This window comes from Novosphingobium sp. B-7 (assembly GCF_000410615.1).
GTDB classification, from domain to species: Bacteria; Pseudomonadota; Alphaproteobacteria; order Sphingomonadales; family Sphingomonadaceae; genus Novosphingobium; species Novosphingobium capsulatum.
Genome location: NZ_KE148355.1, coordinates 9,917 through 35,776, shown reverse-complemented (window position 1 = coordinate 35,776; position 25,860 = coordinate 9,917). Strand labels below are relative to the sequence as shown.

At 66.7% G+C, this 25,860-nt stretch carries 25 protein-coding genes and 1 tRNA gene; 19 read left to right on the top strand and 7 right to left on the bottom strand.

The features are described from left to right. Positions 1-441 (bottom strand): glutamate--tRNA ligase family protein (locus tag H926_RS27550; protein ID WP_237741038.1); only part of this gene is annotated, 441 nt, incomplete at its 3' end. A gap of 623 nt (positions 442-1,064) precedes the next feature. Here H926_RS27550 and guaA point away from each other — a divergent pair. Next, positions 1,065-2,636, top strand: a complete 1,572-nt coding sequence (gene guaA, locus H926_RS0113595; RefSeq protein WP_022676802.1) for a glutamine-hydrolyzing GMP synthase — start codon at positions 1,065-1,067, stop codon at positions 2,634-2,636. A 58-nt stretch (positions 2,637-2,694) separates the two neighbouring features. Here the strand turns inward: guaA and H926_RS0113590 are convergent, their stop codons facing one another. Continuing rightward, the gene (locus H926_RS0113590) at positions 2,695-3,435 is read right to left on the bottom strand and encodes a MauE/DoxX family redox-associated membrane protein (protein WP_022676801.1); all 741 of its coding nucleotides are present in this window, start codon (positions 3,433-3,435) and stop codon (positions 2,695-2,697) included. An 87-nt stretch (positions 3,436-3,522) separates the two neighbouring features. Here H926_RS0113590 and H926_RS0113585 point away from each other — a divergent pair, with 87 nt between their 5' ends. The 6 genes from H926_RS0113585 to H926_RS0113560 all read left to right on the top strand — a co-directional run bounded on the left by H926_RS0113585 (position 3,523) and on the right by H926_RS0113560 (position 9,455). Next, entirely contained in the window at positions 3,523-3,951 is a 429-nt protein-coding gene (locus H926_RS0113585) for a MerR family DNA-binding protein (RefSeq protein ID WP_022676800.1), read from the top strand. Between the two features lie 123 nt (positions 3,952-4,074). Then, on the top strand, positions 4,075-4,848 hold the full coding sequence (gene otsB / locus H926_RS27545) for a trehalose-phosphatase (RefSeq protein ID WP_022676799.1): 774 nt from the start codon (positions 4,075-4,077) through the stop codon (positions 4,846-4,848). Positions 4,849-4,874: 26 nt separating this feature from the next. Then, the gene (locus H926_RS0113575; protein WP_028657984.1) at positions 4,875-6,689 is read left to right on the top strand and encodes a glycoside hydrolase family 15 protein; all 1,815 of its coding nucleotides are present in this window, start codon (positions 4,875-4,877) and stop codon (positions 6,687-6,689) included. Beyond that, positions 6,686-8,089, top strand: coding sequence for a trehalose-6-phosphate synthase (locus H926_RS0113570; RefSeq protein WP_022676797.1), 1,404 nt, complete (start codon positions 6,686-6,688; stop codon positions 8,087-8,089). The genes H926_RS0113575 and H926_RS0113570 overlap by 4 nt, the downstream gene beginning before the upstream one ends. A 114-nt stretch (positions 8,090-8,203) precedes the next feature. Continuing rightward, positions 8,204-9,022: a siderophore-interacting protein gene (locus H926_RS27540; RefSeq protein ID WP_022676796.1), complete on the top strand. Its 819-nt coding sequence runs from the start codon at positions 8,204-8,206 to the stop codon at positions 9,020-9,022. Positions 9,023-9,029: 7 nt separating this feature from the next. Next, positions 9,030-9,455 carry a GNAT family acetyltransferase gene (locus H926_RS0113560; RefSeq protein ID WP_043609533.1) on the top strand — a complete coding sequence of 142 codons (426 nt, stop codon included), beginning with the start codon at positions 9,030-9,032 and terminating at the stop codon, positions 9,453-9,455. Between the two features lie 6 nt (positions 9,456-9,461). Here the strand turns inward: H926_RS0113560 and pgeF are convergent, their stop codons facing one another. Further along, a complete protein-coding gene (gene pgeF, locus H926_RS0113555) occupies positions 9,462-10,223 on the bottom strand; it encodes a peptidoglycan editing factor PgeF (RefSeq protein WP_022676794.1) in 762 nt (253 codons plus the stop codon). Beyond that, positions 10,220-12,829 (bottom strand): aminopeptidase N, encoded by a 2,610-nt coding sequence (gene pepN, locus H926_RS0113550; protein ID WP_022676793.1) that lies wholly within the window; start codon positions 12,827-12,829, stop codon positions 10,220-10,222. Before pepN ends, pgeF begins: the two co-directional genes overlap by 4 nt. 223 nt (positions 12,830-13,052) lie before the next feature. On the opposite strand from pepN, the gene H926_RS0113545 reads away from it, so the two are divergent. Beyond that, entirely contained in the window at positions 13,053-13,877 is an 825-nt protein-coding gene (locus H926_RS0113545; RefSeq protein WP_043609555.1) for an epimerase, read from the top strand. On the opposite strand, the gene H926_RS0113540 is transcribed toward H926_RS0113545, so the two are convergent. Further along, positions 13,787-14,662 (bottom strand): DMT family transporter, encoded by an 876-nt coding sequence (locus tag H926_RS0113540; protein ID WP_237741037.1) that lies wholly within the window; start codon positions 14,660-14,662, stop codon positions 13,787-13,789. The two genes, H926_RS0113545 and H926_RS0113540, sit on opposite strands and share 91 nt — an antisense overlap. A 44-nt stretch (positions 14,663-14,706) precedes the next feature. Next, on the bottom strand, positions 14,707-15,723 hold the full coding sequence (locus H926_RS0113535) for a low specificity L-threonine aldolase (RefSeq protein WP_022676790.1): 1,017 nt from the start codon (positions 15,721-15,723) through the stop codon (positions 14,707-14,709). Between the two features lie 72 nt (positions 15,724-15,795). Here H926_RS0113535 and H926_RS0113530 point away from each other — a divergent pair, with 72 nt between their 5' ends. Further along, positions 15,796-16,092 (top strand): GNAT family N-acetyltransferase, encoded by a 297-nt coding sequence (locus H926_RS0113530; protein ID WP_022676789.1) that lies wholly within the window; start codon positions 15,796-15,798, stop codon positions 16,090-16,092. A gap of 37 nt (positions 16,093-16,129) precedes the next feature. On the opposite strand, the gene H926_RS0113525 is transcribed toward H926_RS0113530, so the two are convergent. Further along, positions 16,130-16,204 (bottom strand) — tRNA-Thr (locus tag H926_RS0113525). Positions 16,205-16,354: 150 nt separating this feature from the next. Here H926_RS0113525 and H926_RS34130 point away from each other — a divergent pair. The 10 genes from H926_RS34130 (at position 16,355) to H926_RS0113475 (ending at position 25,406) form a co-directional block, all read left to right on the top strand. Continuing rightward, complete coding sequence (locus H926_RS34130; protein ID WP_167542861.1) at positions 16,355-16,519, top strand: hypothetical protein; 165 nt, start codon at positions 16,355-16,357, stop codon at positions 16,517-16,519. 75 nt (positions 16,520-16,594) lie between these two features. Continuing rightward, positions 16,595-17,281, top strand: coding sequence for a 2,3-diphosphoglycerate-dependent phosphoglycerate mutase (gene gpmA / locus H926_RS0113515; RefSeq protein ID WP_028657981.1), 687 nt, complete (start codon positions 16,595-16,597; stop codon positions 17,279-17,281). Positions 17,282-17,313: 32 nt separating this feature from the next. Next, entirely contained in the window at positions 17,314-17,811 is a 498-nt protein-coding gene (gene purE, locus H926_RS0113510) for a 5-(carboxyamino)imidazole ribonucleotide mutase (protein ID WP_022676786.1), read from the top strand. Beyond that, the gene (locus H926_RS0113505; RefSeq protein ID WP_022676785.1) at positions 17,808-18,878 is read left to right on the top strand and encodes a 5-(carboxyamino)imidazole ribonucleotide synthase; all 1,071 of its coding nucleotides are present in this window, start codon (positions 17,808-17,810) and stop codon (positions 18,876-18,878) included. Before purE ends, H926_RS0113505 begins: the two co-directional genes overlap by 4 nt. A gap of 3 nt (positions 18,879-18,881) precedes the next feature. Continuing rightward, positions 18,882-19,394 (top strand): dihydrofolate reductase, encoded by a 513-nt coding sequence (locus H926_RS0113500; RefSeq protein WP_022676784.1) that lies wholly within the window; start codon positions 18,882-18,884, stop codon positions 19,392-19,394. Further along, entirely contained in the window at positions 19,391-20,320 is a 930-nt protein-coding gene (locus H926_RS0113495) for a bifunctional riboflavin kinase/FAD synthetase (protein WP_022676783.1), read from the top strand. The genes H926_RS0113500 and H926_RS0113495 overlap by 4 nt, the downstream gene beginning before the upstream one ends. A gap of 108 nt (positions 20,321-20,428) precedes the next feature. Next, the gene (locus H926_RS27535) at positions 20,429-21,481 is read left to right on the top strand and encodes a glycerophosphodiester phosphodiesterase family protein (RefSeq protein WP_022676782.1); all 1,053 of its coding nucleotides are present in this window, start codon (positions 20,429-20,431) and stop codon (positions 21,479-21,481) included. 236 nt (positions 21,482-21,717) lie between these two features. Then, positions 21,718-24,474 carry an isoleucine--tRNA ligase gene (ileS, locus tag H926_RS0113485; RefSeq protein WP_022676781.1) on the top strand — a complete coding sequence of 919 codons (2,757 nt, stop codon included), beginning with the start codon at positions 21,718-21,720 and terminating at the stop codon, positions 24,472-24,474. Further along, positions 24,471-24,989, top strand: coding sequence for a signal peptidase II (gene lspA / locus H926_RS0113480; RefSeq protein WP_022676780.1), 519 nt, complete (start codon positions 24,471-24,473; stop codon positions 24,987-24,989). The genes ileS and lspA overlap by 4 nt, the downstream gene beginning before the upstream one ends. Before the next feature lie 3 nt (positions 24,990-24,992). Continuing rightward, the gene (locus H926_RS0113475; protein WP_022676779.1) at positions 24,993-25,406 is read left to right on the top strand and encodes a DUF3035 domain-containing protein; all 414 of its coding nucleotides are present in this window, start codon (positions 24,993-24,995) and stop codon (positions 25,404-25,406) included. The last annotated feature ends 454 nt before the right edge of the window (positions 25,407-25,860 follow it).

Below are 25,860 nucleotides of genomic sequence, written 5' to 3'. Positions count from 1 at the left end.
GGCCATGTCCAGCCGCCAGGCCACGTCCGGGCCGGGCGCCACCAGGTGCTGGCGGCAGGTGCCGGGGTAGATCGGCCCGTCCGGCCCTTGGGCGGTGGCGGCAGCAGCAATCTCTGCCCGGGTGCAGCGGCACGGATAGAGCAGCCCCGCTGCGCGCAGGGCATCGGCGGCTTGGCGGTAATGCGCCACGCGCTGCGCTTGCGGCAGAACTTCGCGCCACGTCAGGCCCAACCACGCCAGATCGGCGCGAAACGCCGCGGCCAGTTCAGGCCGGCTGCGCGCCCCGTCGATATCCTCGATCCGCAGCAGGAACGTGCCGCCATCGGCCCGCGCACGATCATGCGCCACGATCGCGGCCCAGGCGTGGCCCAGATGCAGCGGGCCATTGGGGCTGGGCGCGAAACGCGTGACGGCAGAAGGCATGGCGAGAGCGGCGGACATGGCCGGATGGGTAGAAGGTTTCCCCAGAGGAACAAGTGTATCCCATAAGACACAATTGTCCGAAACGCAAAACGGCGGCCCCACCGGACCGCCGCTTTAAGACCCGCCGCGATGCGGTGACATCGCGCTGCGGGGCTTTACTTACTATCTTATAGATATGCCATGGTCGCTTGAAAGGACCGACCAGACATATATCAGTGCTGCCGCCAGCGCTTAGACAAGCGTGGCAGTGAACATCGCGCCGCTGAGACCAGCGGCGAGGATGAGCGGCAGCACAACGGTTGCGATCTTGCGCATGGTGTGCTCCTGATTTCCTGCGAATTGCAAAGTTTATTGTTGAACCTTGCAGGATCCTCTCAGTCCGTCGCGCCGGCAGGGTAAGGCTCGGAGCCGCGAACTGACGCCCACATAAGACGAGGCGGTTTTGTTACAAGTGCGATCCTGGCGCCAGCACTTGCGCAAAACGCAATCCACATCGCGCAACCGTAGTTATCGTGACATATCCGCAACAGTTTTACCGCATTGCGCGGCCATGACGCCACACTGCGGGCTGTGGCGCAGAATTTGCGCCGACAGCTGGCCAAGTGCTGGACAGTCTGGCCCGCCTTCCTTATCGGCCAGCCATGACTATCCAGCCCGAAGAATCGGCCCCCGAATCGATCCTCATCGTCGATTTTGGCAGCCAGGTGACGCAGCTGATCGCACGCCGCGTGCGCGAGGCCGGCGTCTATTCCGAAATCGCCCCGTTCACCCAGGCCGAGGCGGCGTTCCACCGCATGAAGCCCAAGGGCATCATCCTGTCGGGCTCGCCCGCCAGCGTGCCCGCCGATGGCAGCCCGCGCGCGCCGCAGGTGCTGTTCGACAGTGGCTTGCCGATCCTGGGCATCTGCTATGGCCAGCAGGTGATGAGCCATCAGCTGGGTGGTGAAGTGCAGCCGGGCGATTCGGGTGAATTCGGCCGGGCGTTCCTGACCGTGACCGAGCCTTGCGTGCTGTTCGACGGGCTGTGGACCGTGGGCGAACGCCACCAGGTGTGGATGAGCCACGGCGACAAGGTGACGCAGTTTGCGCCGGGCTTCCGCATCGTCGCGGTGTCTGATGGCGCGCCCTTTGCCGTCATCGCCAACGACGAAAAGAAGTATTACGGCACGCAGTTCCACCCCGAGGTGGTCCACACCCCCGATGGTGGCAAGCTGATCGCCAATTTCGTGCGCCACGTCTGCGGCTGCACCGGCGATTGGACCATGGCCGAATTCCGCAAGACCAAGATTGCCGAAATCCGCGCGCAGGTGGGCGATGCCCGCGTGATCTGCGGCCTTTCGGGCGGGGTCGATTCGGCCGTGGCCGCCGTGCTGATCCACGAGGCGATCGGTGACCAGTTGACCTGCGTGTTCGTCGACCATGGCCTGATGCGCCTGGGCGAGGCGGAGCAGGTCGTCTCGCTGTTCCGCAACCACTATCACATCCCGCTGGTCCACGTGGACGTGTCCACGCTGTTCCTGAAAGGCCTGGAAGGGGTGACCGACCCCGAGGCCAAGCGCAAGTTCATCGGCAAGACCTTCATCGACGTGTTCGAGGCCGAGGCGCGCAAGGTGGGTGGCGCCGATTTCCTCGCGCAGGGCACGCTCTATCCCGATGTGATCGAAAGCGTGTCGTTCACCGGCGGGCCTTCGGTGACGATCAAGAGCCACCACAACGTGGGTGGCCTGCCCGAACGCATGAACATGAAGCTGGTCGAGCCCTTGCGCGAACTGTTCAAGGACGAAGTGCGCGCACTGGGCCGCGAGCTGGGCCTGCCCGATATCTTCGTGGGCCGACACCCGTTCCCCGGGCCGGGCCTGGCCATCCGCATCCCCGGCGAAGTGACGCGCGAGCGCTGCGACATCCTGCGCAAGGCCGACGCGATCTACCTCGAGGAAATCCGCAACGCCGGGCTCTATGACGCGATCTGGCAGGCCTTTGCCGTACTGCTGCCGGTGCGCACCGTGGGCGTGATGGGCGACCATCGCACTTATGATTCGGTCTGCGCACTGCGCGCGGTTACCTCTACCGATGGCATGACCGCCGATATCTATCCCTTCGACGCCGGCTTCCTCAGCCGCGTGGCGACGCGCATCGTCAACGAGGTCAAGGGCATCAACCGCGTGGTCTATGACTATACGTCAAAGCCGCCCGGCACGATCGAGTGGGAATGATCTGATCGATCCCAAGGGGTGCCGCGAACGATAGGTTCCGGCACCCGTTTTCGTGGCGTCAGTGCAGCAGCATCAACAGCGCCATGGCCACCATGGCGAGGTTTTCGGTCAGCGAGACGAAGCCGAGCGGCACGTTGCTCGATCCACCCACGCAAGCGCATTTCAGCTCGCGGCGGTCGACATAGACGGCCTTGAAGACCGAGACCGCGCCGATCGTGCCGATGAACAGCGCCACCGGCACCGACAGCCAGGTCCACACCCCCGCGATCATCAGCACGCCGGCCAGCGCCTCGGCAAAGGGATAGATGCTGGCATAGGGCACCCAGCGCTGGGCGAGCAGGTCATAGCCCAGGAACATCGTGGCGAAGCGATCGAGATCCTGCAGCTTGAGCAGGGCCAGCACGGCCATGCTCATGCCGACGAACCATTCACCGGCGCGCAGGGTGAACGGCGTGCCGAACGCGGCCTGGCTGGCGGCCAGCGCCATCAACGCGGTAATGGCAAAGAGCACCGCGACGGGCGTATAGCTGGTGGCCTTGGGATCGGGCACCGCAAGGCCGAAATGCCGGCGCAGATCGTCGTAGCCGCCAATCCGCTCGCCATCGATGAAGACCTGCGGCGTGGTGCGCACATCGTGCGCCGCCTTGAACGCATCGGTTTCCGCGCGCGTGCGCAGCCAGTGGTCTTCCACCGCAAAGCCGCGCTGGCGCAGCAAGTGCTTGGCCTTGAGGCCGAATGGGCAAATATGCTTGTCCATCACCATGCGATAGAGGACGGCGCGGGGGGCGGGAGTGGTCATAGCAGCGGCCTTTTTACAACGGACACCGGCTGGAAATAGCGCAGCTGCGCCCCATATAGGGTCCGTACCATGGTACGGAGTCAAGGGATGCTTGCGCAAAATGTTGCTTCTTCACCGCCCGGCCGACTGACGATCGCCGGCCTGGCCAGCGCGGCAGAAGTGGGCGTGGAAACCGTGCGCTATTACCAGCGGCGCCGGATACTCGAAACGCCCGAGCGCGGGGATGGTGCCGGCGGCGCTATCCGCCGTTATGATGAAAGCCACGTGCGCCGCTTGCGCTTCATCCGCGCCGCCCAGACCGCCGGCTTTACGCTGGAGCAGATCAGCGAACTGCTCGCGCTGGATGCCACGAGCGATCGCGCCCGCGTGCGGGCATTGGCGGCGCAGCAGATCGCCACGCTCGATGCCAGGATCGCCGCACTGGAAGAAGCACGCGCCGCGCTGCAACACCTGGCGCAGGCATGCCATGCTGGCGAGGCCGGACCCTGCCCCATCCTGACGGCATTCGATCGTTAAAAAACAATTACTTGCTGATCACGCAGGGCGACAAACGGGAACCAAAGGGGATTTTGGCGATTGATAAGGCGCGTCAGCCGACAGCCACAGCCAAGGAGCGCCCCCATTCCTTTTACCGCCACCATGCCCGCCACACTCCCTGCGCCGCGCCCCGGCTTGCTGGACGGCGCGACCGTGTTTCTCGATATCGATGGCACCCTGCTGGAACTGGCCGACGATCCCGAATCCGTGCGCGCCGATGGCCCGACGCGGGCGCTGCTGCGCGATCTGGCCGAGCGCATGGATGGACGGCTGGCTATGGTCAGCGGGCGTTCGCTCGAACAGATCGACCGCATTCTCGGTCCGATTGCCCAGGCCCTGCCCGTGACCGGCAGTCATGGCCTCGAATACCGCTGGAACGAAGTATGGGCGCGGCCCGAACGCCTGGCCGTGTTGAATGACGTGGCCAGCGCGTTTCATGGCCTGGCGCAAACCTGGCCGGGCTGCCTGGTCGAGGAAAAGTCATACGGCGTGGCCTTTCACTGGCGCCTGGCGCCGCAAGCGCGCCAACAGGCCGAAACCATGGCTGTGCAACTGGCCGATAGCCACGCTCTCAAGATCCAGCACGGCAAGGACCTGGTGGAACTGCGCATGCCCGGCGGCGACAAGGGGCAGGCGGTGCGCCGCCTGATGGCGCGCAAGGGCATGATCGGCACGCGGCCGGTGTTCTTTGGCGATGACCTGACCGACGAGGCCGGGTTTGCCGCTGCCCGCGCGCTAGGCGGCCATGGCGTGCTGGTGGGCGAACGGGCGCTCAACGGCAGCAGCACGGCCGCAACCCTGGCATTGCCCTCGCCCCATGCGGTGCGCGCGTTCCTGCGCGCCTTTGCCGATGGCACGGCGCAGGTGCCGGAATGACCCAGGCACGCATGCAAGAGACGGAAATGACCCAAGACAACAGCCACGCCGCCAGCGTCGATCTTTGGCCGATCGGCAATTGCCAGGTGGCCGGGATGATCGATCGCAGCGGCAGCCTGGTCTGGGGTTGCGTGCCGCGGCTCGATGGCGACCCGACGTTTTGCGCGCTGCTCGATGACAAGGCGCCGGGCGATCCGGCGGCCAAGGGCTTCTGGTCGATCACCCTGGACGACGTGGTCGCCACGCGGCAGCACTATATCCGCAATACCCCGGTGCTGATCACCACCCACACCGACGCGCAGGGCGGCGCGATCGAAGTGGTCGATTTCTGCCCGCGCTACAAGAACCACGGGCGCATGTACCGGCCGGTGGCGTTCGCCCGCATCGTGCGGCGCCTGGCCGGCAGCCCGCGCATCCGCGTGGCACTGCGCCCGGCCAGCGAATGGGGCGCCACCGTCCCGGCGCGCACCAGCGGTTCGCACCATATCCGCTATCTTTTGCAAGACCTGACCCTGCGCCTGTCCACCGATGCGCCGATCGGCTGGGTGAATGACGAGCGATCGTTCCGGGTGGAGCGGACACTGCATTTCTTCCTGGGGCCGGACGAAAGCTTTGCCAACGATCTGGGCCATGGCCTGGAAGAAATGCTGGCGCGCACGATCGCCGAGTGGCGACACTGGACGCGCGGCCTGGCCACTCCCCTGGAATGGCAGGACGCGGTAATCCGCAGCGCGATCACGCTCAAGCTGTGCCAGTTCGAGGAAACCGGGGCGATCGTGGCGGCACTGACCACCTCGATCCCCGAGCACGCCGATTCCGGGCGCAACTGGGACTATCGCTTCTGCTGGATTCGCGATGCCTATTACACGATCCAGGCGCTCAATCGCCTGGGCGCGCTCGATGTGCTGGAAGGCTATCTCGAATATCTGCGCAACGTGGTCGAAGGCGCGCGCGGCGGGCATATCCAGCCGCTCTATGGCCTGGGCGGCGAGGACAAGCTGACCGAGTGGGAGGCAAAGGGCCTCCCCGGCTATCGCGGCATGGGCCCGGTGCGCGTGGGCAACCAGGCCTATGAACAGATCCAGCACGATGCCTATGGCCAGATCGTGCTGTGCAACACCCAGGCGTTCATCGATCGCCGGCTCTATCGCATGGCCGGCATGGCCGATTTCGAGGCGCTGGAAGCGGTGGGCGAGCGCGCCTTCCAGGTGCATGACCAGCCCGACGCCGGCCTGTGGGAGTTCCGCACCCGCGCCGATGTACACACCTATTCGGCGGCGATGTGCTGGGCCGCCTGCGACCGGCTGGCCAACATCGCGGCCGAACTGGGCCTGCCCGAACGCGCCGATTTCTGGCAGAACCGCGCCGATGCCATCCGCGCCACGATCGAGATGCGCGCCTGGCGCCCGGACACCCAGCGCTTTTCCGCCACGTTCGGCGGCGATGACCTCGACGCCAGCTTGATCCAGCTGCTCGACATGCGCTTCCTGCCGCCCGACGATCCGCGCTTCCAGGGCACCTTGCGCGCGGTGGAAGAAGGCCTGCGCCGTGGCAGCCACATGCTGCGCTATGCCAGCGAGGATGATTTCGGTCTGCCGACGACCGCCTTCAACGTGTGCACGTTCTGGCTGATCGAAGCGCTTCATGCCACCGGGCGGGCGGCGGAAGGGCGCGAACTGTTCGAAGAAATGCTCGCCCGCCGCACCGCGGCCGGGCTGCTGTCAGAAGATATCGACCCCGTTTCCGGGGAGCTGTGGGGCAATTACCCGCAGACCTACTCGCTTGTTGGCATGATCAACTGTGCCGGCCTGCTGAGCAAGCCATGGAGTGCCATAAGGTGAAGCGCCTGATCGTCGTCTCGAACCGTGTCCAGCCGCCCAGTGAGGATGAGCCGGGCAACCAGGGCGGACTGACCGTCGCATTGTCCACCGTGCTGCGCGAAAGCGACGGCATCTGGTTCGGCTGGTCGGGCGGGGAGACCGAAAGCTTTACCGGCCATATCAATTTCCAGAAATCGGCCGGTGTCACCACCGCCACGGTCGATCTGGAGCCGCAGGACATCCATGAATACTACGATGGCTTTGCCAACCGCACGCTGTGGCCGCTGTTCCACTATCGCGTGAGCCTGGCCGAATTCGAGCGCGGGTTCGTCGATGGCTATGAACGCGTCAACACCCGCTTTGCCGATACGCTGCTGCCGCTGATCGCCAAGGACGATCTGGTGTGGGTGCACGATTACCACCTGATCCCGCTGGGCCAGCGCCTGCGCGAACGGGGCGTGGCCAACCGCATCGGCTTTTTCCTGCACATCCCCTGGCCGCCGATGCGGCTGATGGTGTCGCTGCCCAATCACCAGGAACTGGTCGAATCGCTGTTCGCCTATGACGTGGTGGGCTTTCACACCCAGGATTGGCTGGAAAGCTTCATCGATTATGTCCGCGCGCAGATGGACGCCACCATCGGCGAGGACAATACCGTCACCTGGAATGGCCGCACCCTGCGCGCGGTGGTCTGCCCGATCGGCATCGACGCCCAGGAATTTGCCGACACCGCCAATGGCCCGGTGGCCGAGGCGATGCGCCAGCGCATGGAGGAAAGTGCCGGCGGCCGCGCGATGATCGTGGGCGTGGACCGGCTCGACTATTCCAAGGGCCTGCAGGAACGCTTCATCGGCTATGAACGCCTGCTCTCGCAACGCGAAGACCTGCACGAAAAGGTTTTCCTGCTGCAGATCGCCCCGCCCAGCCGCGAAAGCGTGCAGACCTACCAGGAAATCCGCGCCAGCCTGGATTCGCTGTCAGGGCGGATCAATGGCGAGTTTTCCAGCGTGGAATGGGTGCCGCTGCGCTATGTCAACAAGGGCTATCCGCGCGATGTGCTCGCCGGCGTCTATCGCGCTGCCAAGGTGGGCCTGGTTACGCCCCTGCGCGACGGGATGAACCTGGTGGCCAAGGAATTCGTGGCGGCGCAAGACCCGGCCGATCCGGGCGTGCTGGTGCTGTCGAACTTTGCCGGGGCGGCCGCGCAGATGAGCCAGGCTGTGCTGGTTAATCCCTATAGCCCCGAAGAGATTGCCGATGCCCTGGGCCAGGCGCTGACCATGCCGCTGGCCGAACGCCAGGAACGCTGGCGCGCGCTGATGGATACCGTGCTTGAGCAGGACGTGATGTGGTGGCTCGGCCAGTTCATGGCCGCGCTTGATCCTGATGAGGCGCCCGAACCAGCGTTGAGCGCGGCGTGATGGTGACTGTCGCGGCCTGACATGCGGGCGGGGCTTGCCAAAGAGCGATCAAAGATATATCTTAGAAATCGTTCACAGCAATTCCCTGCCCCACTCCGCACAGACAGGCCCCCGATGACCAGCCAAGCCAGCCAGACCACCACCACCCCCCACTCCGATCCTGCCGACGCGCCGGTGCTGCGCCGCATGCGCCACGAAACCACGCTGCGCACCCTGCGTATCGCGCGGCACGAGCGGCTGACCCCCAACATGATCCGCATCGTGGCCGAAGGTCCCGAACTGGCCGGCTTTGTCAGCGGCGCGCCCGATGATCACATCAAGGTTTTCGTCGAAGGCGGGCCGGATGAGCGGATCATGCGCGATTATACGCCGCGCCACCACGATGCCGCCGCCGGCACCCTGACCATCGATTTCTTCGACCATGAAGGCGGCCCGGTGTCTGACTGGGCGCGCGCGGCCCGGGTGGGCGATCCCATCCGCATCGGCGGCCCGCGCGGTTCGCAGGTGATCGAAGGGCCGATTGCCCATTGGCTGCTGGTGGGCGATGAAACCGCGCTGCCGGCGATCGGCCGCCGCGTGGAGGAACTGCCCGCCGGGATGCATGCCACGGTGATCGGCGCCGTGCCCGGCGCCGCCGACGAGCAAACCTTTGCCACCGCTGCCACGCTGGAAACGCACTGGCTGCATCGCGACGCTTCGGCCGCCACCGATCCTGCGCCGATCATCGCCGCGCTGGCGCAGATCGACCTGCCGCCCGCCACCTTCGTGTGGATTGCGGCCGAAGCCGGCGTGGCGCGCGCCGCCCGCGAATACCTGGTGGAAACGCGCGGCCTCGACAAGCGGTGGATCAAGGCGGCCGGTTATTGGGTTGCGGGCGAGGCGGATTCCTCGGCCAAGAACCTGGGCGAGGCTGACGCGGCCGGCGGGCACTGACCGCGCCATGCCCCAGCCTGTCTTGCGCGAAACCGGCCCTGCCGATCTCCCTGCCGTGATCGCCTTGTGGCAGGCGGCGGGGCTGACCCGGCCGTGGAACGATCCGGCCACCGACTATCACCTGGCGATGGCAAACCCGGCCTGCACCGTGATCCTGGCCGAACAGGAGGGGACGCCTGCAGCCACGATCATGGTCGGCTATGACGGCCATCGCCGCTGGGTCTATTACCTGGGCGTGGCCCCGGCGTTTCAGCGCCAGGGCCTGGGTCGCGCGCTGATGCAAGCGGCCGAACAGTGGCTTGCCGCGCGCGACTGCCCCAAGCTGATGCTGATGGTCCGTGCCGACAACCTGGCGACCAAGGCATTCTATGCCGCGCTGGGATACGAACCCCAGGCGGTGGAAACCCTGGGCCGCCGCCTCGACGGGCGGTAAGGTGCCCTACTTCAGCCCGATCAGCGAAATCTCGCGGCCATAGCCCGGCTCTCCGGCATGGGTGGCGCGGCGGAACGAGAAGAAGCGGTCGGGCTGGGCGTAGGTATCTTCGTCCAGCATGCCGATCACGCCCACGCCAAACGCGTGGAGCCGATGCGCGACATAGCCGGGCAGGTCGAACCAGGCGTGGCCGGCCTTGCCTGCGCGGAAAAAGCGTTCGTTTTCGGCTGACTGGGCCAGGAAACGGTCTTCGAACCCGGCATCCACCTCATAGCTTTTCTGGCCGATGCACGGCCCGACCACGGCCACGATCGCCGCGCGATCGGCGCCCAGGGCCTCCATCGCCGCAACGGTGCGATCGGTTACGCCATCGAACGCGCCGCGCCAGCCGGCATGGGCCGCGCCGATCACCCCGGCGTGGGGATCGTGAAACAGCACCGGCGCGCAATCGGCGGTCAAAATGCCCAGCAGCACGCCGCGCTGGCGGGTGACGAGAGCATCACCACGCGGGCGGTCTGCCTCGTCCCACGGCTGGTCCACGGTGATGACATCGGCCGAATGCACCTGATAGGCGCACACCAGCGTGGCCCCCGGCAGCACCGCCGCAGTCGCGCGGCGGCGGTTTTCGGCCGTGGCGGCCGGATCATCCTCGCTGCCCCAGCCCACGTTGAGCCCGGCATGAATGCCAGCAGAAACCCCGCCCCGCCGCCCGAGGAAACCATGGACGGCGCCGTCCAGCGCGGGATGGGTGAGAACCTCTACGCTCATCCTTCCAGGCTCTTGCTCACCTGTTCGCGCACATCGCGCGACAGGCGCGGCGCGGCAGCGATCCGCTCCAGCTGCGCACGCATCAGCGCGGCGCGGACCGGCTCGATCCGCCGCCAGCGGCCCAGTGGCGCCACGAACCGTGCCGCCACGTTGCCGTTGATCGGATCGAGTGCCAGGATCAGATCGGCAATCAGCGCATAGCCGGCGCCATCGGCCGCATGGAACGCCTGGGGATTGGCGGCAAACGCCATGTAGAGCGCCCGCACGCGATTGGGGTTGGTCAGGGTGAAATCGGCATGCTGCGCCAGGGCGCGCACATGATCGAGCGCGCGCGGGTGCAGCGAGCCGGCCTGGAGCGAGAACCACTTGTCGATCACCAGCCGGTTATCGGCAAAACGAGCGTGGAAATGCGCCAGCGCGTCGTCGCGCGCGGGCACGTCCAGCCCACACAGCACCATCAGCGCGCCTTGGCGATCGGTCATGTTGTCGGCCGCGTCATACTGCGCCTTGGCGCGCTGCGCCGCCTCGGCCGGGTCGGCAGCCGCAAGATAGACCAGCGCCTGCGTCTTGAGCTTGCGCGCGCCGCGCGCGGCAGCGTCGAGGCCATAGGGCACCGCCGTGCAGCGATCATGCAGGCCGCGCCAAGCGTCACCCAGTTCGCGGCCCAGCCAGGCCTTGAGCGCTTCCCGTTCGGCGTGAACACGCGCCGGATCGACCGGATTGATCTGCTCGGCCAGATAGGCCTCGCCCGGCAGCATGACCAGTTCGCCGCGCATCAGGTCATCCAGCGCGGCATCGGCCAGGATCGCGCCCAGCGCCCCGCCGATCGCGGCGCGGCCAGCCTCGCGCGATGCATCATCGAGCCGCCCTTCGACCGCCGCTACCAGATGCTGCACCACCAGTTGCTGCATCGCTTCATAGCGGGCAAAGGCATCGTCATCGTGGCCGGCGAGGAACACCAGGTCTTCCACGCTTTGCGGCGCATTGATCGCCACGGGCGCCGAAAACCCACGGTTGATCGACAGCACCGGCGCCTGGGCAAAGCCGTCAAAGGTAAAGGTCTGCGCCGCATCAGCCAGCACGATGAGGTGTTCGCCGCCATGGCGGCCGGTGGCGCGATCGAACAGCGCCGTGCGCAGCGGGATGACCATCGGCTGCTTGACCGGCTGGCCCGGCGTGGGCGGCACGGTCTGCTTGAACGCCAGGGTCACCGTGCCGCTGGCGGCATCGTGGGTCATGCCCACGTCCACCTGCGGCGTGCCGGCCTGCTCGTACCAGCGGCGGAACTGCTTCAGGTCAAGCCCGGCGCCATCCTCCATCGCGGTGACGAAATCCTCGCACGTCGCGGCATCGCCATCGTGGCGCTCGAAATAAAGGTCCGTCCCCGCGCGGAACCGCTCCGGGCCGGCCAGCACCGTCATCATGCGGATCACCTCGGCGCCCTTGTTATAGACGGTTGCCGTGTAGAAATTGCTGATTTCCTGATAGGAATCCGGCCGGATCGGATGCGCCAGCGGCCCCGAATCCTCAGGGAACTGGGCGCTGCGCAACACGCGCACATCCTCGATCCGCTTGACCGGGGCAGAGCCCTGATCAGCCGAGAACTGCTGGTCGCGCAGCACGGTGAAGCCTTCCTTCAGGGAAAGCTGGAACCAGTCGCGGCAGGTTACGCGGTTGCCCGACCAGTTGTGGAAATACTCGTGCGCCACCACGCCTTCGACGCCATCGTAATCGGCATCGGTCGCGGTTTCCGGGTCGGCCAGGATATAGCGGGTGTTGAAGATGTTCAGCCCCTTGTTCTCCATCGCCCCGGCGTTGAAATCGGAAACCGCCACGATGTTGAACAGGTCGAGATCGTATTCCCGGCCATAGACCTTTTCGTCCCAGGCCATCGAGGCGATCAGCGCGCGCATGGCATGAGCAGTGCGGGTTTCGTCGCCGGCCCGCACCCAGATCGCCAGGTCAACCTCGCGCCCCGACATGGTGGTGAAGCGATCACGCGTGGCAATCAGATCGCCGGCGACCAGAGCAAAGAGGTACGACGGCTTGGGCCAGGGATCGTGCCAGATCGCCCAGTGCGTGCCATCGTCTTCCTCGCCGCTGTCCATCGGATTGCCGTTCGACAGCAGCACCGGGAACGCCGCCTTGTCCGCCGTGAGCGTGACGGTATAGCGGCTGAGCACGTCGGGCCGGTCAGGGAAGAAGGTGATGCGGCGAAAGCCCTCGGCCTCGCACTGGGTGCACAGCAGCCCGCCCGAGGCATAGAGGCCGGACAACTGGGTATTGGCCGTGGGATCGATCGTGGTTTCGATCGTCACCTGATGGGCATCGCCCGGCAGTTCCACCACCAGATCGTCGCCATCCATGGACCAGGCACTGTGCGGCTCGCCATCCACGGAGACGCTCTGCGCCACCAGGCCATCGCCGTTGAGGCGCAGCGGCCCGCCATCGCCAGCCGCGTTGCGCTCCACATCGAGCGTCGCCGTCACCTGCGTGGCGGCAAGATCGAGCAGGAAATCGAGCGCGATATCGGGCACCAGCCAGGCAGGCGGGCGATAATCGGCGCGCTGGATCACGACGGGCGGCTGGCTGGCTGAATCCTTCATGGCCCTGACTTAGGAAGCCGCAGGCCTTGGGGCAATTGAGCAAATCGGAAACAGGGGATAATTGCCGGTTTTAAGCCCTCTCTGCTTCGCAAGAAGGGGCTGGGGTGGTGGAGGCCTCGCGCAACCGATGACCGATAGCAAACACAGCGGAACCCCGGATCAAGTCCGGGGTGACAAGGAACAAGCAGATACAGCGCAAGAAGGCCACCTGTTCATCTTCGGCATGGGCTATGCCGCGCAAGTCCTGGCCAAGGCCCTGCGCGCGCAAGGCTGGCAGGTCAGCGGCACCGGCCGCGCCGGCACGATCGACTTTGCCGATAGCGCCGCCGTCCACGCCGCCCTGGCGCAGGCCAGCCATGTGTTGTCTTCGGTCCCGCCTGCGCGCGAAGGCGGCGATCCGGTGCTGGGAACCTATGGCGCGGCACTAGCCAACTGGCCGGGCGCGTGGATCGGCTATTGGTCGTCCACCGGGGTCTATGGCGATGCGCGCGGCGCCTGGGTGGATGAAACCGCACCGATCGGCGGCGGGCGGCGTTCCGCGCGTGTGGCGGCAGACCTGGCTTGGCAGGCGCTCGATCCTCGCGTGCGCGTGCTGCGCCTGCCCGGCATCTATGGCCCAGGGCGCAGCGTGATCGACAAGCTGCGCGAAGGCACCGCGCATCGCATCATCGCCCGCGACCAGGTGTTCAGCCGCATCCATGTGGACGATATCGCCGGCGCCACGATCGCCGCCTTTGCCGGGCCGCCCGGCGTCTATAATCTGGCCGACGACGAACCGGCCAGCCAGAACGCCGTGGTGGAAGAGGCCGCGCGGCTCACCGGCTTGCCCCTGCCGCCGCTGCTCACCGCCGATGAAGCGCAGCTTTCGCCCATGGCGCGGGGGTTTTATGCCGAAAGCCGCCGCGTTGCTGCGGGCAAGGCGCGCCGCGTGCTGGGCTGGCGCCCGGCCTATCCCACCTATCGCGAAGGGTTGCGGGCTTTGAGCGCCATGACCAGCCCGACCATCGCCAGGACAGAGCCACCTGCCGCCAGCAGCGACCAGCGGTAATCCTCGAACACGGTCGACAGCGCCATGGCCACCACCGGCACCAGCACGCCATTATACGCCGCGCGGCCCGCGCCCATGTCTTTGAGCAGCTGGAAATAGAGCGGGAACGTGATCACCGACCCCACGATCGCCAGATAGAGCACGCCCGAGACATAGGGCCAGGTCCAGTCGACCGTCGGCGGCCCGGCCAGCACCAGCGCCACCAGACCATCGACCAGCGCGCCGATGGTCATGGCCCAGGCCAGGATCGGCACCACCGGTCGCGCCCGCGCCGGGCCCGAGGCCTGGATCACGTTGGCCACCGATGCCGCCAGGATCGAGACCGTCACCATGGCGATGCCCAGCCATGGCGTGGTGGTGGCCGGCGCCACGCGGACTTCGTGCAGGACCAGCAGGGCAATCCCCGCCAGCGCCACGGCTGAACCGGCCCAGAACCCGCGCGGCACCCTTTGCTTCAGGAAGACGTGGGCCAGCACGGCGTTGGGCACCATCAGCAGGGCATAAAGCACTGCCACCAGCCCCGATGTCAGGTGCTGTTCGGCGGGATAAAGGAACTGGTAATTGATCGTGAAGTGAAAGAAGCCGATGCCCAGGGCCAGCGTCCAGCCCTGGCGATCGAGCGCGAGGCGATCCCTTCGCAGCAAGGCCAGCACAAAGGTGCCCAGCGCCGCCAAGGCAAAGCGATAGCACACAGACCAGCTTGGCGGCACGCTGCCGGCCTGTCCCTTGATCACCAGCCAGGTGGAGCCCCAGATCAGCGCCACGGCCAGGAACGGGATAACCACGCGCGGCCGCCACAGGCTTTCCGGCGGGGCGGGAGAGGCTGCGCTCACAGCGTGCGAATCGCGCGGGCCAGCGCGGCAACATGGGCCGGATCGCTGTTCCAGGCCGTCACCAGCCGCGCCGCACCCGGCGTGCCGACTGGCGCGGGCCAATCATAGAAATCAAACCCCATGCCGCGCAGCGTGGTCTTTTCCACATCGCTCAGCGTCACGAACAGCTCGTTCGCCTCTACCGCGTGCAGCAGGCGTCCGGCGCAGGCCGTGGCCAGTTCCTGCGCGGCGGCATTGGCGGCACGGGCATTGGCCAGCCACAGGTCATGCTCCAGCATGGCCAGGATCTGCGCCGCCAGATAGCGGCCCTTGGATTGCAGATGCCCGGCGCGCTTGCGGCGGAAGCGGATCACATCGGCCAGATCCTCGTCGAACAGCACGATCGCCTCTGCCCCCAGGCCGCCGTTCTTGACGAAGCCAAAGCTCAAGGCATCGACGCCCGCCTGCGCGGTGAGCGCGGCAGGATCGCAATCGAGGAACGCCACGGCATTGGCAAAGCGCGCGCCATCCATGTGCAGCATCAGGCCGCGCGTGCGTGCCAGCGAGCCGATCGCGGCCACTTCGTGCGGGCGATAGGCGCGGCCATATTCGCTGGCCTGGGTGATCGAGATGGCATGCGGCTGCACCTGGTGCACACCGGGGCGAATCGGATCGATCGCGGCGGCAATGCTTTCGGGCGTCAACAGCGCGCCATCGCCCTGGGCCAGGATCAGCTTGGCGCCATGGGTGAAAAAGCCCGGCGCGCCGCCCTCGTCCATCTCGATATGCGCCTCGCGGTGGCAGACCACGGCGCCGTGCGGCGGCACCATCGCGCTCAGTGCCAGGCAATTGGCCGCCGTGCCGGTGGCCACCCACAGCGCGGCGCAGGGCGTGCCGAACAGCGCGGAAAACGCCTCGTCCAGCGCGCGGCTCTGCGCATCGGCATCATAGGGAAAGTCGGGCGCGTCGGCGGCCTGCATCGCGGCCCAGACGCGGGGGTGGACGGACGCGGCGTTGTCAGAGAAGAAATGCATGGAAACCGCACTGCCTGCGAAGGCGTTGTGCGGTCAAGCCACCCGTTGTTGCAGGGTGCAGGGAGAACTGCCGTGGACCAGACCGTTTCCATCACCCACGACAACCAGGGCAGCCACGGCGCCTATCATGCCAGCGTGGCCAATGAATCCGCCCAAGGCGTGCTGACCTGGCGCGAGGCGGCGCCCGGCGTGGTCGTGGCCGATCACACCCTGGTGCCCAGCGCCATCGGTGGGCGCGGCGTGGCCGCACGGCTGGTGGACGCACTTATTGCCGATGCGCGCGAGCAGGGCTGGAAAGTGGTGCCGGCGTGCAGCTATGTTGCCGCGCAATTCCGCCGCCATCCCGAATGGGCCGACCTGCAGGCCTGAGCGCGAATGTTTTGATCTGGCTGGGTTTGCCGGGAAATGGTGCTGCTGGGGAGGATTGAACTCCCGACCTCAGCCTTACCAAGGATGCGCTCTACCACTGAGCTACAGCAGCACACCATTTCCGCGAAAGCCGGGGCGCCGGGCGCCTGGGCTTCGTGCCATCGGGGCCTTGCCGCCGGTGGAGGCGCGCTATTGGCCGCACGGGTTGGCAAAGTCAAGCGGGGTTGCCGGCAAAAAATTCGCGCGGCAAAGAACCATGGCCATGAACCTGTCGAAAACCCCATCGCCTGCCGCCCGCCGCGAAGAGCGCCTTGCCCAGCGCCTGCGCGAGAACCTGCGCCGCCGCAAAGCACAGGCGCGCGCGCTTTCAGAGACCCAAGAAGAAATGGCGCCGCAGCGCGGGGAGAATGGCGGCGAATCGGCGTGACTCGCCTTTCCAAATCGCCCCCGGCCCGCTAGGGGCCGCGTTCTCTTGTCTCCTTTCTTGCAGCAGGAAGCCTCGATGCCCCGTTTGATCCTGATTCGTCACGGCCAGTCGCAATGGAACCTGGAAAACCGCTTCACCGGCTGGTGGGACGTGGATGTGACCGAAAAGGGCGCGGCCGAGGCCTTTGCCGCCGGCCAGCTGCTGAAAGACAAGGGCGTGCTACCCACTGTCGCGTTCACCTCGCTCCAGACCCGCGCGATCAAGACGCTGCACCTGGCGCTGGAAGCGGCCGGCCGCCTGTGGGTGCCCGAAACCAAGGACTGGCGCCTCAACGAGCGGCACTATGGCGGGCTGACCGGCCTCGACAAGGCCGAAACCGCCGCCAAGCATGGTGACGAGCAGGTCAAGGTATGGCGCCGCAGCTTCGACATTCCGCCGCCGGTGCTCGAAGCGGGCAGCGCGTTCGATCTGGCCAGCGATCCGCGCTATGCCGGCATTCCTGTGCCCGCCACCGAAAGCCTCAAGGACACCATCGCGCGCGTGCTGCCGGCCTATGAAGAGCTGATCGTGCCCGCCCTCAAGGCCGGGGAAACCGTGATCGTTTCGGCCCATGGCAATTCGCTGCGCGCGCTGGTCAAGCACCTGTCGGGCATTTCCGATGCCGATATCACCGGCCTGGAAATCCCCACCGGCCAGCCGATCGTCTATGAACTGGACGACAACCTGGCCGAAGTGGAACGCTATTACCTGTCGGAGCGCTGAGGAGCGCACCGACGCCCGATGGGGGATTTGGGATGAGTGAAAGTGCGCAAGTCGGCGCGCAGGTTGCCATCATCATGGGCAGCCAGTCCGACTGGGAAACGATGAAGAACGCCGCCGCCGTGCTGGAAAAGCTGGGGGTGGCCCACGAATGCCGCATCGTTTCGGCCCACCGCACGCCTGATCGGCTGGTGGACTTTGCCAAGACCGCGCACACCGCCGGCTTCAAGGTGGTGATCGCCGGGGCCGGCGGCGCGGCGCACCTGCCGGGCATGGTCGCATCGATGACGCATCTGCCCGTGCTGGGCGTGCCGGTGGAATCCAAGGCGCTCAAGGGCATGGATAGCCTGCTCTCGATCGTGCAGATGCCCGGCGGCATTCCGGTGGGCACGCTGGCGATCGGCGCGCCGGGCGCCACCAACGCCGGCATCCTGGCGGCATCGATCCTGGCGACGACCGACACGGCGCTGGCGCAGCGGCTCATCGCGTTCCGCCAGGCGCAGACGGATGCCGTGGCCGAGCGTCCGCAATGAAGACGTTTGGCCCTGGCGCGACGATCGGCATCCTGGGCGGCGGGCAACTGGGCCGGATGATGGCCCTGGCCGCCGCGCAGCTGGGCTATTGCGCGCATGTCTATGCCCCCGAACCGCGTGCGGAATCCGTCGCGGCGCAGGTAAGCGCGGCCTATACCCAGGGCGCCTATGACGATGAAGCCGCGCTGGCCGCCTTTGCGGCGCAAGTCGCGGTCGTCACTTATGAATTCGAGAACGTGGCCGCCGCGCCGCTGGCCGCGATCCTGCCCCATGCCGCGCTGTTCCCGCCCGCGCGCGCGCTGGAAGTGGCGCAGGACCGGGTGAACGAGAAATCGTTCGTGGAAACGCTGGGCGGCCGCCCGGCGCCGTGGATGCAGGTGGACGGGGCGGAGGATCTTGCCCGCGCCGTGGCAACGATCGGTGCCCCCGGCATTCTCAAGACCCGGCGCGATGGCTATGACGGCAAGGGCCAGTGGCGCATCATGACCCCGGCCGACGCCGCCGGGCTGGACTTGCCCGCCGTGCCGCTGATCTATGAAGGCTTTGTCGAGTTCTTCGGCGAATTCTCGGTGATTCTGGTCCGCGCCCAGGATGGCAGCGTGCAGTTCTGGGACAGCGCCCGCAACGAGCACGAAGACGGCATCCTGGCGCGCTCCACCGTGCCGGCCCCGGCCGAGATCGCCGCGCAAGTGCCCGCCGCGCGCGCGCTGGCCAAGCAAGTGGCCGCCGCGCTGGACTATGTCGGCGTGCTGACGCTGGAATTCTTTGCGACGCAGGATGGCCCGGTGTTCAACGAAATGGCGCCGCGCGTGCACAATTCCGGGCACTGGAGCATCGAAGGGGCCATCGCCAGCCAGTTCGAGAATCACGTGCGCGCGATCCTCGGCCTGCCGCTGGGCAGCACCGAACTCGTCACCCAGGGCGCGGTGATGGACAACCTGATCGGCGAAGCGGCCGATGCCTGGCCGCAACTGCTGGCTGATCCGGCCAATCACCTGCACCTCTATGGCAAGGCGGAAACGCGCCCGGGCCGCAAGATGGGCCATGTTACCCGGCTGGTGCAGTAAGCCATGGGCGCGGCGTTGTTCCTGATCGTGGCGCGGGCCCAGGACGGCACGATCGGCGACAAGGGCAAGCTCGCCTGGCACATCCCCGCCGATCTCAAGCGGTTCAAGGCCCTGACCATGGGCAAGCCGATGATCATGGGCCGCAAGACATTCGAATCGCTGCCCGGCCTGCTGCCCGGCCGCCGCCATGTGGTGCTGACCCGCGATGCGGCCTGGTCGGCGCCGGGCGCGCAGGTGGTCCACAGCCTGGCCGAAGCGCTGGCGAGCGTGGCCGACGAGGCGGAAGTCGCGGTGATCGGCGGGGCGGAAATGCTCGCGCTGTTTGCGCCGCTGGCCAGCCGCTTTGAACTGACCGAAGTGCATGGCGCGTTTGGCGGCGATACGACGATGCCCTATCCCAATGCCGCCTGGCACGAGATTGCCCGCAGCGAGCATGAGGCCGGCCCCGGCCACCCGGCCTTTGCCTTTGTCACGCTGGAACGGGCCGATGCACAACAAGAAGGCAGCACGCCATGATCCGGCTCTATGCACGCGAGCGCGTGCCTGAAAACTGGCGCGGCGCCATCGTGGCGCTGGGCAATTTCGACGGGTTCCACCTGGGCCACCAGGCCGTGGTGGCCGAAGCGGTGCGCTGGGCGCGGGCCGAGGGCCGCCTGGTGATGATCGCCACGTTCGATCCCCATCCGGTCTGCCATTTCGATCCCAAGGCGCCGCCGTTCCGCCTCACCTCGCTCGACCAGCGGCAGGAACTGTTCGCCGTCGCTGGCGCCGATGCCATGCTGGTGTTCGAATTCGACGCCACCCTGGCCCAGACCAGCGCGCAGGATTTCGTGGGCCAGCTGCTGGCCGATCGCATCGGCGCCGCCGGCGTGGTGACCGGCGAGGATTTCACCTTTGGCAAGCAGCGCGGCGGCAACATCTCCGTGCTGCGCGAACTGGGCGCGCAATACGGGCTTGCCGCCCGCGCGGTGGGCCCGGTGCAGCGCGACGGAGTGGTGGTGTCTTCGAGCCGCGTGCGCGAAGCGCTCAAGGCCGGCGATTGCACCACGGCGGCGGCGCTGCTGACGCGGCCCTTTGCCATTCGCGGCATTGTCCAGCATGGCGACAAGGTTGGCCGCACGATCAATTTCCCCACCGCCAACCTGGCCATGGGCAAGTATCTGCGCCCGGCCTATGGCATCTATGCCGTCAAGGGCCGCCTGTGCGACGGGCGCGAACTGCTCGGTGCGGCCAACGTGGGCATCCGCCCCACGTTCGATCCGCCCAAGGAACTGCTGGAGCCGCACTTCTTCGATTTCACCGGCGATCTCTATGGCCAGGAAATCGAGGTCAGCTTTCACCACTTCCTGCGCCCCGAGGCCAAGTTCGACAGCCTGGATGCGCTGGTGGCGCAAATGGCGCGCGATTGCCTGGAAGCACGGCGACTGCTGGAAAGCGCCTGATTTTTCTTCCATTCTGACGCGATCACGGGCTGCCTGGTTGACAGCCTGGCGCGCCACGGCTTGATCGCGCAGGGCTCGAATGTGCGGAGCCGGGCGAAAGGACATGGCATGGTGTGGTTGCGGGGCGCTCTGTTTACCGGGGCGCTGGCCTTTCTGGTGCTCACCTTCGTCAATGCCAGCTGGATCGTGACCGCGGCGCCCGGCCGGCCGCGCCTGATCGCCAACGGCGGCATCACCCAGGATTACCAGCCGGGCGGGCGCAATGCCCCTTGCCCGGCGCGGGAAATCCTCCCCCCACTCCACGCCATTCTCGAAGATACCGCCCGCTCGGTGTTCACAGCGCGGCGCATGGGCGCCGATTACGTGGCGATCGACGTGGTGCGCACGGCCGACAACCACCTCGCGCTCTATCCCGACGCCGATCTGGGTTGCCGGACCGAGGCGACCGGCCCGGTCACGCAGATGACCATGGCCGGGCTGGCCCGGCTCGACGCGGGCTATGGCTATAGCGCCGATGGCGGCAAGACCTTTCCCCTGCGCGGCAAGGGGCGCGGGCTGATCCCCTCGCTCGACGAGATCCTGGCCGCAAGCGCGAGCGGCCGCTTTATCTATCGCTTTCCCGGCAACGACGTGGCCGCCGTGCCGCTGCTGGTCGACGCGCTCAAGCGCAATGGCCACGATGCACGCACGCTGGGCGAGGGCTTTGTCGGCAATGCCGCGCTGGTGGCAGCGGTGAACCAGGCGCTGCCCGGCGCCTGGACGATCGACCCTGTCCAAAGCCGCACCTGCACCAACGATTATCGCTGGAAGGGCTGGACCTCGCTGGTGCCGGCCAGCTGCCAGGGCGCCACGATGATCGCCGCGCTCGAAGACAGCTTTCCCAAGGGCGCGATGACGCTGTGGGGCTGGCCCAACCGCGTGCAGCAGCGGATCGAGGGCGTGGGCGGCCATGTCATGGCGGTGGCCAGCGAAGGCAGCGGCGATGCCCTGGGCACCGGCCTGCGCCACGCGCGCGAACTGCCGCAAGTGCCCGCATCGTTCCACGGCACCGTGCTGATCGACAATTTCTGGACCGTCGGCCCCGCCCTGCGCCCCGACATGGACGCGCGCACCAACGCCGAAGCCGTCGCCGCGCAGGACCGCGACGAGAACACGCCATGATGGGAGGCAGTGTCGCCCCCACTCCCAACCCCAACCTGTTCGTCACCCCGGACTTGATCCGGGGTCCAGCTTCTTTTGGCCACCTTCCGCTGTTCGTCGAAGAATAGCGGGACCCCGGTCAAGCCCGGGGTGACGTGGAATGATGGATGTGAGGGGGAGTGAGAAGCCGCATGGCCCGCATTTGCCTGCATCCGGCATTTGCAGGAATCCGCACAGATCGCTAAGGCCCGCCGATCATGACCGAAACGCGCGACTATCGATCGACCGTCTTCCTGCCGAAGACCGATTTTCCCATGAAGGCCGGGCTCCCGCAAAAGGAGCCGGGGATTCTCGCGCGGTGGCAGGACGAGGACATTTATGGCCAGTTGCGCGCCGCGCGCGACGGTCGGGAAAAGTTCATCCTTCACGATGGCCCGCCCTATGCCAATGGCGACATGCACATCGGCCATGCGCTGAACCATATCCTCAAAGACATGGTGGTGCGCACCCAGACCCTGCTGGGCAAGGACGCGCCCTATGTGCCTGGCTGGGACTGCCACGGCCTGCCCATCGAGTGGAAGGTCGAGGAAGAATACCGCAAGAAGAAGAAGAACAAGGACGAGGTTCCGCCCAAGGAATTCCGCGCCGAATGCCGCGCCTATGCCCAGAAGTGGGTGGACGTGCAGCGCGAGCAGCTGAAGCGCCTGGGCATCAACGCCGCCTGGGACCGCCCCTACCTGACCATGGATTTCCAGGCCGAAGCGACGATCGTGGGCGAACTGCTCAAGTTCGCCGAATCTGGCCAGCTCTATCGCGGCGCCAAGCCGGTGATGTGGAGCCCGGTGGAAAAGACCGCGCTGGCCGAAGCCGAAGTGGAATACGAGGACATCGTTTCCACCCAGATCGACGTGGCGTTCGAGATCACGGATTCGCCGATCGAAGCGCTCAAGGGTGCCTATGCGGTGATCTGGACCACCACGCCGTGGACAATCCCAGTGAACCAGGCGCTCGCCTATGGGCCTGAGGTCGATTACGTGTTGGTGCAGGCCGGCGACAAGCGCGTGCTGCTGGCAGCGCCGCTGGCCGAGGCGGCAGCCACGCGCTTTGGCGTGACACTCGAAGCCCCGCTGTGGACCGGTAAAGGCGCTGACCTTTCCGGCACCGTCGCCCGCCACCCGATGCATGCGCTCGGCGGCTTCTTTGCCGAGCCGCGCCCGCTGCTCGCCGGCGATTTCGTCACCACCGAATCGGGCACCGGCCTGGTGCACATGGCGCCCGACCATGGCGAGGACGACTTTGAGCTGTGCAAGGCGCACGGGATCGAGCCCAAGTTCGCCGTCACGGCTGATGGCAAGTATCGCGAAGACTGGGGCTGGCTGGCTGGCCAGGGTAGCGTGATCAATCCCAAGTTCAACGCGCCGGATGGCCCGATCTGCACGGCCCTGGCCGAAGTGGGCGCGCTGATGGCCGCAAGCGCGGACTACAAGCATTCCTATCCCCACTCGTGGCGGTCGAAGGCCAAGGTGATCTTCCGCTGCACGCCGCAGTGGTTCGTGCCGATGGACCAGGCGCGCGCCGATGGCACCCTGCGCGAAAAGGCCGTGGCGGCGATCGCGGCCACCCGCTTCGTGCCGGAAAAGGGCCGCAACCGTATCGGCGCCATGGTCGAAGGGCGGCCTGACTGGGTGCTGTCGCGCCAGCGCGCCTGGGGCGTGCCGATCACGCTGTTCGTCAACCGCCAGACCGGCCAGTACCTGGCTGATCCCGCGGTCAACGCCCGGATCATCGCCGGGATCATGGCCGAAGGCGTCGACGCGTGGGACGACGAGCGCGCGCAGGAATACCTCGGCGCCGATTACAGTGCCGACGATTACGAGCGCATCACCGACATTCTCGACGTGTGGTTCGATTCGGGTTCCACCCACGCCTTCGTGCTGGAATCCGGGCGCTGGCCCGAACTGCGCTGGCCGGCCGATCTCTACCTGGAAGGCAGCGACCAGCATCGCGGCTGGTTCCAGTCCTCGCTGCTCGAAAGCTGCGCCACGCGTGGCCGTGCGCCCTATGATGCCGTGCTCACCCACGGCTTCACCATGGACGCCAAGGGCCTCAAGATGTCCAAGTCGCTGGGCAACACGATCAGCCCGCTGGACCTGATGCGCGATTACGGCGCCGATATCCTGCGACTGTGGGCGCTGTCGGTGGATTTCACCGAGGATCACCGCATCGGCAAGGAAATCCTCGCCGGCGTGGCCGACCAGTATCGCAAGCTGCGCAACACCTATCGCTATCTGCTGGGCGCGCTCGACGGGTTCAGCGAAGACGAGCGCGTGGCCCCGCAGGACATGCCCGAACTGGAGCGCTACATGCTGGCCCGCCTCGCTGGGCTCGACGCAACCCTGCGCCAGGCCGTGGCGGACTATGACTTCAACACGTATGTCCGCAGCCTGACCGAGTTCTGCAACGAAGACCTGTCGGCGTTCTTCTTCGATATCCGCAAGGACAGCCTCTATTGCGATGCGCCGGCCGATGCCAAGCGCCGCGCCTATCGCACCGTGCTCGACGTGCTGTTCCACGCGCTGGTGCGCTATGGCGCGCCGGTCATGGTCTTCACGGCCGAGGAAGTGTGGCAGAGCCGCTATCCCGGCACCTCGGTCCACCTGCTGGAATGGCCCGAACTGCCGGCGGCAGAGGCCGACATGGCGCAGTGGGAACGCCTGCGCGCACTGCGCACCAGCGTGAACGAGGCGATCGAGCCGCTGCGCCGCGAAAAGGTGCTGGGTTCGGGCCTGGAAGCCAAGGTCACCGTGCCGGCCGACGCCCCCGAAGCCGAAGGCGGCCTGGCGGAACTGTTCATCAGCGCGACAGTTGCGCGTGGGCAGGAGCTTTCCGTGACCCGAACCGATGACCACAAGTGCGGCCGTTGCTGGCGCCACCTTCCCGAAGTGACCGAAGACGGCGCGCTGTGCGGCCGCTGCGAAAGCGTGGTTGCCGCCATCGACGAGCACGCCGCGTGAGCCTGCTGACGCGCAACCGCCTGGCCGGGTTCGCCCTGGCCCTGGCCACCTTTGCGGTGGACCGGGGGGTGAAAGCGTGGATCGCCGGGCCGCTGGCCCTGCCCGAACAGGGCGCGATCTACATCACCAGCTTTTTCAGCCTGCGCTGGACGCAGAACCTGGGCGTTTCGCTGGGCCTGCTCAGCGCCAGTTCCAGCGAGGGCCGGCTGGCGCTGCTGGCGATGACCGGGCTGATCGCGCTGGGCGTGGCGATCTGGATGCTGCGCGAAAAGGCCATGGGCGAGCTGGCTGGCCTCGCCGTGATCCTGGGCGGGGCGATGGGCAACATCTATGACCGCTTCACCCGTGGCTATGTGATCGACTATGCCGATCTGCATTTCGGTGAGGTTCGGCCCTTCCAGATTTTCAACCTGGCGGACGCGGCAATCACGCTGGGCGTGCTGATCCTGCTTGCCCGTTCGCTGTTTTCGCGCGAAAAGCGCGAGCCGGGCAGCCCCAGCCCAACGGAGATTTAAGTAATGCGCAAAGCCGTCGCCCTTGCCTTTCTCGTTTCGGCCGGGAGCTTTTTGGCTGCGTGCAGCTCCAACAGCTCGCTGTTCAACCGCGTGCGCCCTGACGAATTCGCCGTCAGCCGCCAGGCGCCGCTGGTCGTTCCGCCCGATTTCGCGCTGACCCCGCCCAACCCCGGCGCGCCGCGTCCGCAGGATGTCGATTCGTCGAAGCAGGCGCTCGATGCCCTGTTCGGCGGCCCCGCACCGCGCAGCGCGGTGGAGACCGACACCCTGGGCAAGGCTGGCGCTTCGGCCGTCGGCATCCGCAGCACGGTGGGCGATCCGCAGACCAAGACCGTCGCCAAGGGCGCCCAGGTCAAGGACATCCTCGCCGCGCCGCAGGGCGATGGCGCTGCTGCCCGCGCATCCATCCCGGGCTGATCGCGCCGCGCCAGGACATGCATTGCAAAAGGCCCGCCGGCATTCCCGGCGGGCCTTTTCATGCCCCGCCGCGCCGCCGCCCTTGCGGTAAGTGACGCGGGCAGCGGCATTTCCTGACATTGCTTCATGTTACGTTCAGGTAAAATAGGGCCAGAAAGCGCCGCAAGCGGCCCTTGCTGGCTGCAATGATGAAATGTTATATCGTTCCCGAACAAGTGGAACGAACCCGGCGGAGAGGCCGACGAACACCACGCCTGCGTCAGGCGGCGCTGCCAACAGCGCGCCAGCGTGGGTGCATGCAAGGTTTATGGAGGAGATTTCGATGCGTTCCATCCTGATGCTGGGATCAGCGGTCCTGGCTCTGGCCCCTGCTGTGGCCTGGGCCGATGCCCCGTCCCCGGCGGCTGATGCCCCAGCGGCCGACGCGCCTGCCAGCGACGGCGCGGCCGATGGC